The organism is Pseudomonas sp. MUP55 (assembly GCF_034043515.1).
Classification (GTDB): Bacteria; Pseudomonadota; Gammaproteobacteria; order Pseudomonadales; family Pseudomonadaceae; genus Aquipseudomonas.
This window is the reverse complement of record NZ_CP138214.1, coordinates 5,251,937-5,268,411: the sequence shown is the minus strand read 5'-3', so window position 1 is coordinate 5,268,411 and position 16,475 is coordinate 5,251,937. Positions and strand designations below refer to the sequence as shown.

13 protein-coding genes and 1 pseudogene are annotated in these 16,475 nt (G+C 60.9%); 3 read left to right on the top strand and 11 right to left on the bottom strand.

The genetic code is table 11. The features are described from left to right. Positions 1–33: 33 nt before the first annotated feature. Entirely contained in the window at positions 34–2,868 is a 2,835-nt protein-coding gene (uvrA, locus tag SC318_RS23725) for an excinuclease ABC subunit UvrA (RefSeq protein ID WP_320428684.1), read from the bottom strand. Between the two features lie 178 nt (positions 2,869–3,046). Here uvrA and SC318_RS23720 point away from each other — a divergent pair, with 178 nt between their 5' ends. Together SC318_RS23720 and SC318_RS23715 are read left to right on the top strand one after the other, a co-directional pair. Continuing rightward, positions 3,047–4,441: an MFS transporter gene (locus tag SC318_RS23720; protein WP_306494822.1), complete on the top strand. Its 1,395-nt coding sequence runs from the start codon at positions 3,047–3,049 to the stop codon at positions 4,439–4,441. A 9-nt stretch (positions 4,442–4,450) separates the two neighbouring features. After that, the gene (locus tag SC318_RS23715; RefSeq protein ID WP_003232445.1) at positions 4,451–4,966 is read left to right on the top strand and encodes a single-stranded DNA-binding protein; all 516 of its coding nucleotides are present in this window, start codon (positions 4,451–4,453) and stop codon (positions 4,964–4,966) included. A 105-nt stretch (positions 4,967–5,071) separates the two neighbouring features. On the opposite strand, the gene SC318_RS23710 is transcribed toward SC318_RS23715, so the two are convergent. The 10 genes and pseudogenes from SC318_RS23710 to SC318_RS23665 all read right to left on the bottom strand — a co-directional run bounded on the left by SC318_RS23710 (position 5,072) and on the right by SC318_RS23665 (position 14,738). Then, a complete protein-coding gene (locus tag SC318_RS23710) occupies positions 5,072–5,683 on the bottom strand; it encodes a LysE family translocator (RefSeq protein WP_306494821.1) in 612 nt (203 codons plus the stop codon). 86 nt (positions 5,684–5,769) lie between these two features. Then, complete coding sequence (locus SC318_RS23705) at positions 5,770–6,399, bottom strand: LysE family translocator (RefSeq protein ID WP_320428683.1); 630 nt, start codon at positions 6,397–6,399, stop codon at positions 5,770–5,772. Between the two features lie 80 nt (positions 6,400–6,479). Beyond that, the gene (locus SC318_RS23700; RefSeq protein WP_320428682.1) at positions 6,480–7,082 is read right to left on the bottom strand and encodes a formyltransferase family protein; all 603 of its coding nucleotides are present in this window, start codon (positions 7,080–7,082) and stop codon (positions 6,480–6,482) included. A gap of 65 nt (positions 7,083–7,147) precedes the next feature. Then, positions 7,148–8,467 (bottom strand): aspartate aminotransferase family protein, encoded by a 1,320-nt coding sequence (locus SC318_RS23695; RefSeq protein ID WP_320428681.1) that lies wholly within the window; start codon positions 8,465–8,467, stop codon positions 7,148–7,150. Between the two features lie 25 nt (positions 8,468–8,492). After that, positions 8,493–8,636, bottom strand: coding sequence for a hypothetical protein (locus SC318_RS23690; RefSeq protein WP_306494818.1), 144 nt, complete (start codon positions 8,634–8,636; stop codon positions 8,493–8,495). Positions 8,637–8,667: 31 nt separating this feature from the next. Beyond that, complete coding sequence (locus tag SC318_RS23685; RefSeq protein ID WP_320428680.1) at positions 8,668–10,509, bottom strand: carbamoyltransferase family protein; 1,842 nt, start codon at positions 10,507–10,509, stop codon at positions 8,668–8,670. A gap of 90 nt (positions 10,510–10,599) precedes the next feature. Continuing rightward, the gene (locus tag SC318_RS23680) at positions 10,600–11,223 is read right to left on the bottom strand and encodes a LysE family translocator (protein WP_320428679.1); all 624 of its coding nucleotides are present in this window, start codon (positions 11,221–11,223) and stop codon (positions 10,600–10,602) included. A gap of 43 nt (positions 11,224–11,266) precedes the next feature. Next, a pseudogene (locus SC318_RS23675) lies at positions 11,267–11,389 on the bottom strand (inosamine-phosphate amidinotransferase 1); the annotation flags it as partial. 17 nt (positions 11,390–11,406) lie between these two features. After that, positions 11,407–13,611 carry an iron-containing redox enzyme family protein gene (locus SC318_RS23670; RefSeq protein WP_320428677.1) on the bottom strand — a complete coding sequence of 735 codons (2,205 nt, stop codon included), beginning with the start codon at positions 13,609–13,611 and terminating at the stop codon, positions 11,407–11,409. A gap of 119 nt (positions 13,612–13,730) precedes the next feature. Next, entirely contained in the window at positions 13,731–14,738 is a 1,008-nt protein-coding gene (locus SC318_RS23665) for an SGNH/GDSL hydrolase family protein (RefSeq protein ID WP_320428676.1), read from the bottom strand. Between the two features lie 261 nt (positions 14,739–14,999). Here SC318_RS23665 and SC318_RS23660 point away from each other — a divergent pair, with 261 nt between their 5' ends. Beyond that, entirely contained in the window at positions 15,000–16,469 is a 1,470-nt protein-coding gene (locus SC318_RS23660; protein WP_320428675.1) for an aminotransferase-like domain-containing protein, read from the top strand. Positions 16,470–16,475: the final 6 nt, after the last annotated feature.

Here is a 16,475-nt window from a genome sequence, read left to right as displayed (position 1 = left end):
GAGGTGACAGGGGCTTTTTATTGGCCCGATAAATCAGGCCCGGTCGCGCTCCAGCAGCGGCTTCAGATAGTAGCCTGTATGGGACTGCGGCATTTGCGAGACCTGCTCCGGCGTACCGACCGCAATGATCTGGCCGCCCTTGGAGCCGCCTTCCGGCCCAAGGTCCACCAGCCAGTCGGCGGTCTTGATCACGTCCAGGTTGTGCTCGATCACCACCACGGTATTGCCGTGATCGCGCAAGCGGTGCAGCACGTCCAGCAGTTGCTGGATGTCCGCGAAGTGCAGGCCTGTGGTCGGCTCATCAAGGATATACAGGGTCTTGCCTGTATCGCGCTTGGACAGCTCGCGCGACAGCTTCACCCGCTGCGCCTCACCACCCGACAGCGTGGTCGCAGACTGCCCCAGCTTGATGTAAGACAAACCCACGTCCATCAGCGTCTGCAGCTTGCGCGCCAAAGCTGGAACCGCGTCAAAGAACACCCGAGCTTCCTCGATGGTCATCTCAAGGGTTTCGTGGATGCTCTTACCCTTGTATTTGATTTCCAGGGTTTCGCGGTTGTAGCGTTTGCTCTTGCACACATCGCACGGCACATAGATATCCGGCAGGAAGTGCATCTCCACCTTGATCAAGCCATCGCCCTGGCATGCTTCGCAGCGACCACCCTTGACGTTGAAAGAGAACCGGCCTGGCCCGTAACCCCGTGAGCGGGATTCCGGAACCCCAGCGAACAGCTCACGAATGGGCGTGAACAGCCCGGTATAGGTCGCCGGGTTGGACCGCGGCGTGCGGCCAATCGGGCTCTGGTCGATATCGACCACCTTGTCCAGGTGTTCCAGGCCCTTGATGCTGTCGTGGGCCGCCGCTTCCAGCGTGGTGGCGCCGTTCAGGGCGGTGGCACTTAGCGGGAACAGCGTGTTGTTGATCAGCGTCGACTTGCCCGAGCCGGAAACGCCGGTCACACAGGTCAGCAGGCCAAGAGGAATCTCCAGGTCCACATTGCGCAAGTTGTTGCCACGGGCACCCTTGAGGTGCAAAGCCATCTTCTTGTTGCGCGGAGTGCGTTTGGCCGGCACTTCGATCTTTACGCGGCCGGACAGGTATTTACCGGTCAGGGAGTCCGGGTGAGCCATCACTTCGGCAGGCGTACCTTCGGCGACGATATGCCCACCGTGTACCCCGGCCCCCGGGCCGATATCAACGACGTAATCCGCCAGTCGTATAGCGTCCTCGTCGTGCTCGACCACAATCACCGTGTTGCCGATATCCCGCAGGTGTTTCAATGTACCCAGCAGACGATCGTTGTCACGTTGGTGCAAGCCGATCGACGGCTCATCGAGGATGTACAACACGCCCACCAGACCCGCGCCGATCTGGCTGGCCAGGCGAATCCGCTGGGCCTCGCCACCCGACAAGGTGTCGGCACTGCGATCCAGCGACAGGTAGTCCAGGCCCACGTTGACCAGAAACTGCAGACGCTCGCGAATTTCCTTGAGGATCTTGTCGGCAATTTCCCCACGCCGGCCGGTCAGCTTGAGCACGCCAAAGTACTCACAGGCATCGCCGATTGGCAGGTTGGTCACCGCCGGCAATGTCTTCTCGCCGACCCACACATGCCGCGCTTCGCGACGCAGGCGGGTGCCGCGGCAATCCGGGCAAGGCTGGGTACTGAGGAACTTCGCCAGTTCTTCGCGTACGCTCGCCGACTCGGTCTCGCGATAACGACGCTCAAGGTTTGGCACGATGCCTTCGAACGGGTGGGAGCGTTTAACGATATCGCCCCGGTCGTTCAAATATTTGAAGTCGACGTTCTGCGAACCACTGCCGTTGAGGATGACCTTCTGCTGGTCTGCCGGCAGTTGATTGAACGGCACCTCCAGGCTGAACTTATAGTGTGACGCCAACGAGCCCAGCATCTGGAAGTAGTAGACGTTGCGCCTGTCCCAGCCGCGTATCGCACCCTCGGCCAAGGTCAGGTCGCCGTTGACCAGGCGCTTGATGTCAAAGAACTGTTTAACGCCCAGGCCATCGCAGGTCGGGCAGGCGCCGGCCGGGTTGTTGAATGAAAACAGCTTGGGTTCCAGCTCGCTGATGGCGTGGCCGCAGATCGGGCAGGCAAAGCGCGCGGAGAAGATGATCTCTTCGCCCGGCTCATCGTCCATCGGCGCTACCAGGGCAATACCGTCTGCCAGCTTCAACGCGGTCTCGAAGGATTCCGCCAGGCGCTGCTGCAGATCGGCCCGCACCTTGAAGCGGTCAACCACCACGTCGATGGAATGCTTCTTCTGTTTGTCGAGCTTCGGCGCTTCATCCAGTTCATAAAGCTTGCCGTTGATGCGCGCACGCACGAAACCTTGCGCCCGCAGCTCTTCGAAGACCGACAGGTGCTCACCCTTGCGCTCGCGGATGACAGGCGCCAGCAGCATCAGCTTGGCGCCTTCCGGTTGGGCCAGGACCAGGTCGACCATCTGGCTGACGGTCTGGGCTTCCAGCGGAATGTCGTGGTCCGGGCAGCGGGGGATACCCACCCGTGCATACAGCAGGCGCAGGTAGTCGTAGATTTCGGTAATGGTGCCCACGGTGGAACGCGGGTTGTGGGACGTCGACTTCTGCTCGATGGAAATGGCCGGCGACAAACCTTCGATGGTGTCGACGTCGGGCTTTTCCATCATTGACAGGAACTGCCGGGCATACGCCGACAGCGATTCCACATAGCGCCGCTGGCCTTCGGCATACAGCGTGTCGAACGCCAGGGACGATTTGCCCGAGCCGGACAGGCCGGTGATGACGATCAGTTTGTCCCGGGGCAGGGTCAGGTCGATATTCTTCAGGTTGTGGGTTCTAGCCCCACGAATCAGGATCTTGTCCAAGATGGCCTCGCACGGCGGGCGTAAATAATGCCGGAGTATACGGCTAAAGACTGGATGAATATACACTGTCAAAAGGCCGCTTGCAGCCTCACATGAAAGCTGCGCGGCAAAGCGCCGCATATACCCTCTCAATCGATGGGACTGGTAGAATCGCCGCCGGTTCACACGAGGTTTTTCCATGCACGATCCCCACAGCGAACGCATGAGTAGCGGCGAGACCCGAGCGGCAAGCGGTCTGGCCCTGGTGTTCGCCTTCCGTATGCTGGGCATGTTTATGGTGTTGCCGGTGCTGGCGACCTATGGAATGGATCTCGCAGGCGCGACCCCCGCATTGATTGGCCTGGCGATTGGCGCCTATGGCCTGACCCAGGCGATCTTCCAGATTCCGTTCGGCATCATTTCCGACCGCATTGGCCGTCGCCCGGTGATCTACCTGGGGCTGATCGTGTTCGCCCTCGGCAGTGTGCTGGCGGCGCAGTCCGATTCGATCTGGGGCGTGATCGCCGGACGCATCCTGCAAGGCGCCGGGGCGATTTCCGCAGCGGTGATGGCGCTGCTGTCGGACCTCACCCGCGAACAACACCGTACCAAGGCCATGGCCATGATCGGCATGACCATCGGTCTGTCGTTTGCCGTGGCCATGGTGGTCGGCCCGCTGCTGACGCGCGCCTTCGGCCTGCACGGTTTGTTCCTTGCCACCGGCGGCATGGCGTTGTTCGGCATCGTGATCGTGGCCTTTATGGTGCCGCGCTCTACCGGCACGCTGCAGCACCGTGAATCCGGCGTCGCGCGCCAGGCGCTGTTGCCGACGCTCAAGCACCCAGACCTGCTGCGCCTGGATTTAGGTATCTTCGTGTTGCACGCAATGCTGATGTGCAGCTTCGTCGCCTTGCCCCTGGCCCTGGTGGAAAAAGCCGGGTTACCCAAGGAGCAGCACTGGTGGGTCTACCTTACCGCGCTGCTGATTTCGTTCTTCGCCATGATCCCGTTCATCATCTACGGCGAGAAGAAACGCAAAATGAAACGAGTTTTACTCGGCGCCGTCACGACATTGATGCTCACTGAACTATTCTTCTGGGAGTTCGGCGACAGCCTGCGGGCGCTGGTGATCGGTACGGTGGTGTTCTTCACCGCGTTCAACCTGCTGGAGGCGTCATTGCCTTCGCTGATCAGCAAGGTTTCACCCGCGGGCGGCAAGGGCACGGCGATGGGCGTTTATTCCACCAGCCAGTTCCTCGGTTCGGCACTGGGCGGGATCATGGGCGGCTGGATGTTCCAGCATGGCGGTTTGTCGGTTGTCTTCCTCGGATGCGCCGGGCTGGCTGCACTTTGGCTGGTCTTTGCTGTTACCATGCGCGAACCTCCGTATGTGACGAGCCTGCGCCTGCCGTTATCGCCTGAAGCGATGCGCGAGGCTGGCCTGGTCGAGCGCCTCAAGGCCGTCGCTGGAGTAACGGACGCAGTAGTGGTCGCGGAAGAAGCTGCGATCTACATCAAATTGGACACCGAATTATTGGATCGCGCGACGCTCGAGCAACTGGTCAACCCAGTGCCGACAGCGCGCCCAGCCTAGGAGAACGTTATGGCCCGTGGGGTTAACAAAGTCATATTGGTCGGTACATGCGGCCAGGATCCCGAAGTTCGCTACTTGCCCAACGGTAACGCCGTGACCAACCTGAGTCTGGCGACCAGCGAACAGTGGACCGACAAGCAGACTGGCCAGAAGGTCGAGAAAACCGAATGGCACCGCGTGTCGATGTTCGGCAAAGTGGCTGAGATCGCCGGCGAGTACCTGCGCAAAGGTTCGCAGGTGTACATCGAAGGCAAACTGCAAACCCGCGAGTGGGAAAAAGACGGCATCAAGCGTTACACCACCGAAATCGTCGTCGACATGCAAGGCACCATGCAGCTGCTGGGTGGCCGTCCACAGGGCGACCAGCAGGGCCAGGGCGGCATGTCCAACTCGGCACCGCGCCCACAGCAATCGCGTCCACAGCCAAGCCAGCAGCCTCAGCGTGAGTCGCGTCCAGCGCCACAACAGGCCGCTCCACAGCCGGCTCCGGATTTCGACAGCTTTGATGACGATATTCCGTTCTGATCCCAGCTTTTCAGAACCGTCACCCATAAAAAAGCGAAGCCATTAAGTTGGCTTCGCTTTTTTTATAAGCCTGATTTTTATGGCGTCAGACCTACGCGCCGGGGCTCAGTTTGTATGCTGCAGCAGCGGGTACAGCGAAATCACCAGCAGCGCCGCCATGCCGAAGTTGAATACGCGCAACCAGCGTCTGTCGCGCAATACGTTGCGCAACACACTGCCAAACCCTGCCCATACCCCTACGCTCGGCGCATTGATCAATGCGAACACAGTGGCGATGATCACCACGTTGGTGGTGTAGTCCTGCAAAGGTGTATAGGTGCTGATCGCACCAATCGCCATCACCCACGCCTTGGGATTGACCCACTGAAACGCCGCCGCGCCCCAGAACCCCAGCGGCTTGCCTTTGCCTTCGGTGTCTTCGGACGCCGGGCCTGAGCGGGCGATGTTCCAGGCCAGGTACAGCAAGTACGCCGCGCCCGCGTAGCGCAGGAGGGTGTAAAGCACGGGATAGGCGGTAAAAACAGCACCAAGCCCCAGCCCTACCGCCAATACCAGCACCAGGAACCCGGAACTGATGCCCAGGATATGCGGGATGGTGCGCTGGAAGCCGAAGTTGACGCCCGAGGCCAGCAGCATGGCGTTATTGGGGCCCGGGGTGACGGAGGTGACAAACGCAAACAAAGCAAACGCCAGCATCAGATCAAACGACAAGGACATGGGTATTTCCTGGAAACGGGCCTTTGCGCGTCACCTGCCACCCCCGTAGTGCGGGTACTGATGACTCTGGCCACTTGGAGTTGGAGTCAGAGCAACGAGCTGAGAAAGCCGATGGCGACCATCGCGTAGAACGCTGCGCAAATCAGCCCGAAGGACTTGCGGGTCCGGGCAAAAAACGGTTCCGCCGAATGGGCGGAGAACGCCAGCGCGTAGGTGCAGAAAATCAGGAAACCCAATAACGCACAGGCGGCCACCAGCACGAAACTGGCCCAGGCCGGCGCGTTGACGCTCAAGCCCACGGTGGTCACGGTGAACCAGGTCAAGGCCGCCTTGGGGTTGGTCAGGTGGATGCCCAGCCCCTGCAAGTAAAAGCCCAGGTTACGCGTCTGCTTTGCTCGCGCCTTGGCTACGGTCGTGGCGTTATGCGCCAGCGCGCTGCGCACGGACTTCCAGGCCAGGAAGAACAGATAACAGGCGCCGAACACCTTTAACCACACAATGATCTGGGTGTTGGACATCAGCAGCGCCGACACGCCGGCAGCGGTCATCGCGCCCCAGCACAACGACCCGGAAATAACCCCCGCCGCCAACGCCAGGCCGGGTGTGCGCCCGTAGTTCAGGGAAGTATTGGCGATGGCCAGGTTGCCCGGGCCCGGGCTGGCGGTGCCGATCACGTAGACCCCAAGGGCCGCGGCAAAACTTGAAAACTCAAACATAGGTGCACTCATACCCGTGGCGCCAGCGCGCAGTGAGCACTTCAAGCCATCAGCGGCTTGAAGTGACGTTCCAGAAAAAACTATTTGAAGCAACGATGATCCGGCTCCTGAGCGCGGATCTTTTCCATCCAGGGCTTGAGTTCCGATTGCTTGTACAGCCGCTCGCCCCAGTTCTCCGGCGAAGTCGGCAGTGGGCGCCCGGCCAGGATGTAATCGGTGAGCAGGTGGATGAACTGCTGCAGGCAATAGGCGCCCACATGCAGGCGCAGCGATGAGGCCGTCTCGGCGGGTGCGACGTTGAAGCGCGCCACATCGATGATCTGTCCGCTGTCCACCGAAGGGGCCAGGTGATGACAGGTCGAGCCGTAGGTTTCATCGTTGTAGTAGATCGCGTAATGCTGGCTGCCCAGGCCTCGATACTTGGGGGGCGCCGGGTGCAGGTTGATCGCACCTTTGCGGGCATTTTTGTAGATGCTCTGCGGGAAGATGAAATCGCCCCGGTAGGAAATAATCCAGTCACCTTCCCAATTATCCAGGTGGTAGGGATACGGATCGCCCGGGTCCCAGCAGAACACCTCAAGGTTGGAGAATACGGTCTTGGCGAATTCCACACCGTGATCACACCAGTCCATTGTGCACACCGACAGCAGGACCTTATCCTTGCATGGCTCGATTGTCTGCATCTTCACTTCTCCATTTCCAAGTAATGTGGGTGACAACGACCGTCCCCGGTAAACCCGTTCGGGCGCTAGTACGCGACAGCCCTGACCACCGCATTGAAGCGCTCGACCATTTGCCCAAGCTCTGCTTCGCTGGTAATGAATGGCGGTGCAAACAGCACATGATTGCCTTGCGTGCCCTGCACCGTGCCACTGCCGGGATAGATCAGCAGGCCTCGCTGCAGCGCCTCTTGCTTGAGGGCAGCGGCATACGCACCGCCGCCTTTGAACGGCGCCCTGGTGGCACGGCTTTCGACAAATTCGACGCCCACGAACAGTCCGCGCCCACGCACATCGCCGACAATATCCAGGTCAGCCAGGCTTTCCCTGAGCCAGGCGCGCAGTTGCTCACCGCGTTGACGAACCTGGGCGAGCAGGTCTTCTTCCACGATCACTTGCTGCACTTGCAGTGCAATGGCGCAGGCCAGCGGATGATTGACATGGGTCTGGCCGTTGCCCAGCACACCCGAGCCACCGGCCATCACCGAATGCACGCGGTCACTGATCAACAGCGCCGAGATGGGCATGTAGCCCGCCGCCAGGCCTTTGCCGACCGCAACCATGTCCGGCACGATGCCGTCGTCGGCATAGGCGAACAGTTGCCCGGTACGCCCCATGCCGGCCATCACCTCATCAAGGATCAGCAGCACATCGTGACGCTCGCACACTGCCTTGATCTTGCGAAAATAACCGGGCACTGCAGGCACCGCGCCGTTGGTGGAACCCACAACGGTCTCGGCAAAGAACGCCGCGACGTTTTCACTGCCCAGGCTACGGATCTTGGCGTCCAGCTCATCGGCCAGGCGCGTGGCGTACTGCTCTTCGCTTTCGTCGGGGCGTTGATCACGGTAGGCGTAGCAGGGCGAGACGAACTCGGCGGGCGCAAACAGTCGGCCAAACACCGACTGGCGCTGTGGGTTGCCGGAGATACTCAGAGTGCCCAAGGTGCTGCCGTGATAGCTTTGCCTGCGGGAAATGAACACCGACTTGTCGGGCAAGCCGCGCTCGCATTGGTACTGGTAGGCGATCTTCATCGCCAGCTCCATCACCTCCGAGCCGCCGGATAAAAACTGCGCACGCGCAAGGCCCCCACTGGCGGCCACCAGGCGCTCGGCCAGTTCCTCGGCGGCGGCGGTGGTGAAACTGCCCGCATGGGCCCAGGCGAGTTTCTTCGCTTCGCGCTCGAATGCCGCTGCGATGCGCGGATGGCCGTGGCCCAGGCTCGACACTGCGACGCCGCCGCAGGTGTCGAGGTAGCGTTTACCCGTTGCATCCTCAAGCCACACCCCGGCCCCGCCGACCGCCAGGATCGGTGAGGTGTTGAGGTTTTTATAGATCACTTTTGACATGGGCGCGGTTCCTTGGGCGGTGGCGTTACGATTTGCTCACGCAGTGGTCCCAGGCCGTCGGCGCCTGGTGAAAACGCCGCCCGAACCGGGACGAATGAAACACCGAACGCGTCAGCCCGATGGGCAACAGCACGACGATAAACATCAGCAATGCAAGCAATCTGAGCACGGTAAAAGCTCCAATGAGTGAAGGGTAAGGATCAATCCAGCGGGATTTCGCTGCGCCAGTCGACAGCTTCGACGAAGGTCGGTTGGCCGGGGCGCTCCAGCACGTAACGGCCCAGGACCAGCACGTCCATTTCGGTGCGCATGAAGCAGGCGTACGCTTCCTCGGGTTTGCACACGATGGGTTCGCCGCGCACGTTGAACGAGGTGTTGACCAGCACCGAGCATCCCGTGCGCTCCTTGAAACTGCGCAGCAGGTAGGTGAACGGTGCGTTGTTTTCCTCGGTGACGGTTTGCACCCGTGCGGACAAATCGACGTGGGTCACTGCCGGCAGTTGCGAGCGAATATTGTTGATGCTGCCCAAGCCTCGCTCCGGGCCGCCCTCTTGGCGCGACTGCTGGGATTTGATCGAGTCGGTGACCGGCGCGACCATCAGCATGTAAGGGCTTTTTTCGCAGATATCGAAGTAGTTGCCGGCGTCCTCGGCCAGCACGGCCGGGGCAAACGGGCGGAACGACTCGCGGTATTTGATCTTCAGGTTCATGGTGCGCTGCATCTCGGGATTGCGCGCATCGCCCAGAATCGAACGCGCGCCCAAGGCCCGTGGGCCGAACTCCATGCGCCCCTGGAACCATCCCACCACCGCGCCCTCGGCCAGGCGGCTGGCAACCTGGTCATACAGCCCCGCGTCGTCATAGCGGGTGAAGGGGTATTGGTTTTCCAGCAGAAACTGGGCGATTTCTTCGTCGCCAAAGCCCGGCCCCAGCAAGCTGCCGCTCATCGCATCGGACTTGTTGCCATCCAGATGCGGACGGCCGTTATGCCGCACCGCAAAATCCAGCGCCGCGCCCAGGGCACAACCGGCATCGCCGGCCGCCGGCTGGATCCAGATCGAATCGAAACGCCCCGAGCGGCTGAGCACGCCGTTGGCCACGCAGTTCAAGGCCACGCCGCCGGCCAGGCACAGGTTGCGCTCGCCGGTCTGCTTGATCGCGGCGGTGGCCAGGCCCAGCACCACTTCCTCGGTGACCTTTTGAATCGAGGCGGCCAAGTCGCACTCGCGCTGCGAGATCGGGCTTTCGGGCTGACGGATCGGCCCGCCGAACAGCGCTTCGAATGCCTCGCCGACCATGCGCTCACCGCGCAGGTACTCGAAGTACTTCATGTTCAGGGTGAACGAGCCGTCTTCACGGATATTGATCAGCTCGTCGCGAATCTTGTCGGCGTAGACCGGCTGGCCGTACGGCGCCAGGCCCATCAGCTTGTATTCCCCGGAGTCGACCTTGAACCCGCAATAGTAGGTCATGGCCGAATACAGCAAGCCCACGGAATGGGGATAGGAAATCGAGTTTTTCAGTTCAAGGTTCGAGCCCTGGCCGTGCCAGATAGTGGTCGAGTGCCATTCGCCGATGCCGTCGATGCACAACACGGCGGCGTTCTTGAACGGCGAGGGGTAAAACGCCGCCGCCGCGTGGGAACGGTGATGCTGGGAAGCCTGGGTTCGCGGCGCCTTGCCTCGGCCCAGCGTCTCCAGTTGCTCGTCGACGAACTTGAGCACGTTCCACTTCCAGCGAATCCATTCGGGCATCGCATTGATGAACGTACGCGCACCGCCGATGCCGCCGCTGGCAAATGACGAAATCACCCGGGAGAATTTTTCCTGGGGGTCTTCGTAGTAAACCACCGCCGCCAGGTCAGCCAGGGTGATGCCCTCGGCGTCCAGGCAATAGGCAATCGCCTGGGCCGGGAATGCCGGGTCGTGGCGCACGCGGGTAAAGCGCTCTTCCTGGGCGGCAGCGACGGGCACGCCGTCCTTGACCAGAGCAGCAGCACTGTCGTGGTAAAAGGCAGAAATCCCTAAAACATAATTAGCCATTTAACTGTGCATCCTCATCACATTCTGCCAATCCATGGAGTTGTCCTCGTCAATCGAACTGCTGACGTGCGGGCAACCTTTCTCTGCGTTTCAAGACCACCATTGCGCGAATGGCAGGCTTCGTAAAACCGGAATCAAAGAGACCACGAGCACCAGGCTCATGGTGATATTGAAGGCCTTCAACCGTTGCGGATGGGTCAGGAAGCGCCGCAGGTACTGCCCGAAAAACACCCAGACCATGGAGCACGGTGAGCCGAACACGAAAAACAGCAGGGCGATCAGAAATACCTGCACCGTGTACGAACCCAGGGGCGAGGTGTAAGCCAGCACCGCGCCCACCGCCATCACCCAGGCTTTGGGGTTGACCCACTGGAACAGCGCTGCCGCCGTGAACCCCAACGGCTTGCCTGATTTGTCACCCAGGTCGGTGGTGGGGGCACTGGCAATCTGGTACGCCAGGAATAACAGGTACAGCGCGCCGACCACCTGCAAGCCATCATGCAGGCGTGGGTATTGCCGGAACACCGCACCGGCCCCCAGCCCGACGGCCACCAGCATCAGCGGAAAACCGATGTTGATACCGGCCACATGGCGCAGCGTTCGACCGATGCCGAAATTGGCGCCGGACGACATCAGCATCACGTTGTTCGGCCCTGGCGTGACGCATGTGGCGATAACGAACAGCGCAATCGAGTAGTAATCCAGTGCCTGCATGATCACGCCCTGTTCAACGGTAATCTTCCAGCGTGCCCTGTCGACGCTCGCTGTAGTCGAGGGCGAACAGGCCTTTGTCCGCTCGTGGCACGCGCGCACCATGGGCGATGCCCACGATCATTTCCTCGAGGGGGTCCCATTCGTTATGCACTTCTACCAAAGACATAATTGCTCCTCGTGGCGTTAGTGTTCGCTGGTTTCCAGCATCACTTGCCGAGTAATCGGCAAGTGATGCAGATAGCCTTTTGAAGCGGCGGTACGTACTGGACGCGGGAGCACGCTGGAGGTCGATGAGAGGCTCAATCGACGCAACACCGAACTCCACTTGCCCGGCGTCGGCGCCAGGGACTCATAACCCACTCGCACACGCTGCCATTGCGCGGCGACCTGCTCGGCACTGGTCAACGCGCGCATGTAGGCATCAATCGCATCGGCAGCCCAGGCCGAGTGCCCGGTCGAGACGTTATCGATGGTGTTGTGCAGATCGACGAACGCCGTGCTGAATCCGTAGTGCCGTAAAAAGCGCCGCGCCGAGCGGTAGCTGCCGCCCACGCCTGACAGCTCCATTGCCAGGTTCATGCCGAGGACTTCAGGCATGAACGTCATCGGCAGCTTGCCCAGGCACAGCCAGTACACGGGCAGGCGGAACGACTCCTCATACAGGCGCGGGTCTTCGGCGAAGTCGCGGCTGCCGGTGGGCGCCAGTTCGAAACCCATTTCGCGCAGGCCGTCGCGGTAGATCTTCGGATGATTGAGCGCCTCGATACCGTTGCCCAACTCGTCCCAGTAGGTCTGGAACAGGGTGTAGCCCACGTGGGAAGACGCCAGCCCAACGTCGGTAAAACCTTGCAGCCAGGCGCCGTCGATCAGCGTCAGGGGCGCCAGTTGCAAGGTCGACTCGATGATTTCTTCCCGGCTGGGTATTTGCGCCGGGTCGCTGTCATCGAACTGCTGGCCGTTCTGGTCGTGCTTGTCCAACAACCAGCCGCGCAGCACATGAGGTCCCCACTGTTCGGGCAACTGGCGCTCGGACGTTTTCAATGATGTGCGTGAACGCTCCAGCCAACGGCTCACATAGGCGTGTGCGAACTTCAGGGTCGCCGGCTGCAGCGCACGGCCCTGCAACACAAAGTAGGCCTCGCGCAGGCTCTTGGGCCAGTGCCCGGTGTCGGCTGGGCTGGCTGTGATCGGGCGCGGCGTCTTGGCCGACCTGTCGACTGGCTGGCGCGGCAATTGCCGGGTGGCGGCGGCCTGAGGCAACCAGTCGATCCACTGGCCAATCACGCTCAAGTCCGCCTCGCTGAAGATGCGGAACATGCGCCCGGTCGGTGCCACCAGGCTGGTGACCAGCAGGCTTTTTTTCGAATTGCCGGGCACGATCAGGCGGCTGCGCGACAGCACATCCAGCAGAGGCAATGGGTCTTGCTGCGCCTCTTCAAGCCACAGCGCCAGGCTGCGGCCTTCGATCAGGTAATTCTGGTGATACACCGCGCCCACCCGGGCCAGGCGCTGCATCAACTGCGCGATGGCCTGCTGGGGCGAGGTGGCAGTCAGGGAGGCGTTATACAGTCGGGCATTCCAGCGTTGCAGCGCGCCGAACAGCCAATGGGCGCCACGCAGCAGTCGGGCCTGGCGATCCTCGCCCTGCTCGATGATGCGGTGCGCGACCCATTGGCTGATATGGCGCAACGAAGCCGGCTCAACGCCTGGAAAGGAAGCGCTCAGATCCAGCCGGCCCAGCTCCAGTGACAGCCCTTCAAGCTGGCCCATGGCGGCCCAGCCCGGGCATAACCCGACGGCGCGCAGGGCCCAATCGACACCGCAGAGTTCATCGCCAAACGCATCGCTGCGCCGGCTCAAGGCCAGCAACAGCGCGGGCAGTTCGAACGCCTCGTCATCCAGGTCCGGCAAGGTCGCCAGCTGCGCCGGAGCCAAGGCATAGGCCGTCAGCTGTAATTGGCCCAACAGCGCGTTGAAGTGATGGGCGCGGGAGGCGTTCGGGTAGCCGACGCCAACGTCATGGGCAAACAGTTGCATCAAGCGCAACTGCGCCGGGTCTTCAAACACGCCGGGCGCACTCATGCCTTGCAGCCAGCAACCCAGCACCGAGGCCATCGGCGCCGAATAGACAGCCAACGCCTGAGCAAAAGCCTGCACGTTACGCTGTTCGACAGCCGCGGCGGCGGCCCCGGCATACGCAGACGCCTGTTCCAACTGCCATGCGTCAATCCGATTGGACAACAGTGGCAACTGCTCCGGCTCGCCGTCGTCAGCCAGCAAGTTGTCGAGGTACTGCGCATCCAGGAAACATTCAGGATCAAGCGCCAAACGATAGAGTTCGCGCCACCTGTCGCCCGAGGGAATACGCGTAGGAACCGAGCCATCCATAGCCATTACCTTCCAGTGCCGCGTCAGAACATCGGATAAATGGAGGAGTCAGGCTTTTTCTTCTTTTTTCCAAACAGGCGCTGGAAAAACTTCTTGATGGATTTCATGTGCAAGTCCTTTTAGCGGGTGACATCGAGAATAAGTTTTGAAACCAGATCGTTGCCGGCGTCGGTGAAGTGGATGCGGTCAACGAACTGCCAGTCCTGCGGGCCCAACGCCTCGGCCAGCAATGGCGTGATGTCGACGAACCCCACCCCCATGGCCCGGGCGCCTTCGCGCAGGCGCTGGGCGTAGGTTTCGCGCACCGAGGTTTGCAGGATGTCGCCATACACCTCGGTGAAATTGCCCAACTGGTCCAGTTCGGCAAACAGTTGCTCTTCCTCGCTGCTGCCGGTCTCGCGGACCCAGCCTGCCAGGGGCTGCAGGATGAACGTCAGCTTTGCGCCCATGTCCGTGGCCAGGGCACGCCAGATATCCAGGTGCTGCAAGGTCAGCTTGGCGGCGTAGTCAATCTGTTCCTGCATCGACGGCGGCGCCGGTTGCTCGGTCTCCTGAGGCTTGCCGAACAGATTCGACAGGCTCCAGTTGCTGGCGGCCGGTTGTTGCGGCCCCAAGGCATCGAAAAACTGATGGCAGTTGAAAAAAGCGCCGTGCTCGCCCCGATAGGCTTGGGGCTGACGCGCCAGGCCAAGGTTGTTGAAACCGGAAAACAGCACGATTTCATCCACCTTGGGTAGGTGGTGCCGGTTCAGGGTGAACAGCACCAGTTCTTGCGTAGAGTTGAAACTGCGCCCGCCGAAATTGACCCAGCGCTGGGCACGAGGATCGTTGTGCGTCAGGCGCGAAGCCAGGGTCAGGCTGTCGGCGCTGGCGCCAATGCCGAACACGGTGGAGCTGCCCGCCAGGAGGCGTACCGGGCCATTACCCTTGATGCCATCGACCACCGAATAGCGCGTGCCCAATGACTCGGAATAACGAAAACCGGATGCATCTGTATTGACCACGGATGAGGCGTGGTCAGTGGGGTGGAAGTACATCAAATAGGGCAGCCATCGAACGTCGCCGGCATCGGTAAACTTCTGTTCGTACTCGGCCATCTGCGGTGTGAGCGTCGTCCTTGCCGTCATAGCGCTTGATCCCTGTGTCTGTTTTTGTAGGGCATTTCTGAAAACTTGGTGCGTACAGTGCTGCTTTGCTATTTTGCGCCTAAGGTGTCCAAGGTGTTGCGCACCGTTATGGGGCCTATCATCCCAAGGCGACGATGTGTATTGCAGATACAGCGGAACTCGATCTTTTAAATACAGATCGGGTTTTTGCGCTGAAAATTTTTCAAAAAAAGGCCAATCTGTAACTTCTTAAGCCACAGATCAGCGGCTACAGTCAGAGGCATGACTCTTTATCTGAACCTCGCCGAATTCATCAGCAGCCGCATCGAGCAGGGGCTATACGGGCCTGGCGAGCGCTTGCCGTCTGTGCGCACCCTTAGCCATGAGCACGGCGTCAGCCTGACCACCGTGCAACAGGCCTACCGTGTATTGGAATGTTCGGGGCTGGCGGTATCGCGCCCCAAGTCGGGCTATTTCGTGCCGTCGGACCGCCGCGTGGCGCCGCTGCCCCAGATGGGCCGGCCCATTCTGCGGCCGGTGGACATTTCCCAGTGGGACATGGTCCAGGAGCTGATGCGACTTGATCAAGGCGCCGATATCGTCCAGCTGGGGTGCGGTATGCCGGACATCAGCGTACCGACCCTCAAGCCATTGCTGACCGCGATGGCCCGTATCAGTCGACGCAGTGACAGTTTCAGCCTGCAATACAGCCACATCCAGGGTGTATTGGCGCTGCGTGAACAGATCGCCCGGCTGTCCATCGACTCGGGCGTTCGCGTGACACCGGCCGACCTGATTGTCACCAGCGGCTGTCAGGAAGCCCTGTCCATTGCGATCCGCGCCGTGTGCTCGCCCGGCGACATCGTGGCGATCGCCTCGCCGAGCTACTACGGGATGATGCAGATCCTCAAGGCGGCCGACCTCAAGGCGCTGGAAATTCCCAGCGACCCGGTGACCGGCATCAACCTGGAAGCCCTGGAAATGGCGCTGGAGCAGTGGCCGATCAAGGTGATCCAACTCACCGCCAACTGCAACAACCCCATGGGCTACATCATGCCCGACGAGCGCAAGCTCAAGCTGATTCGCATGGCACAGCGCTTCGACGTGCCCATCATTGAAGACGATATCTACGGTGACCTGTCCCATCGCTACCCTCGGCCACGCTCGCTCAAGTCCTTTGATGAGGACAACCGGGTGATGTTGTGCAGTTCGTTTTCCAAGACGGTTGCCCCTGGCCTTCGCGTCGGCTGGATCGCCCCGGGGCGCTATCTGCCCCAGGTGCTGCACATGAAATTCATTGGTTCTGGCGCCACCGTCACCCAGCCGCAATTGGCGGTGGCCGAGTTTATCGCCAAGGGCAACTACCTGCTGCACTTGCGCCGCATGCGCAAGCAATACAAGCGCAACGGCGATCTGATGAGTGAATGGGTCAACCGTTACTTCCCGTCGGGTACCCGCGTCAGCCAGCCCCAGGGTGGCTTTACCCTGTGGGTCGAGTTGCCCGGTGAATTCGATACCTATGCCCTCAACCGCCTGCTGGAAGCCCAGGACGTTCAAGTGGCCAACGGCAATATCTTTTCGGCGGCGGGAAAATACCGCAATTGCGTCCGGCTGAACTTCGCCAACCCGCCCACGCGCAAGGTCGAGATGGCCGTGCAAAAGGTCGGGCAGACCATTGGCCAGTTGATGCAGATGGAGCTGGACAACCCTCTGGGCACGCCGCAATGGCAACCTCGGCCCTCTGGGTTTTAATCGGTT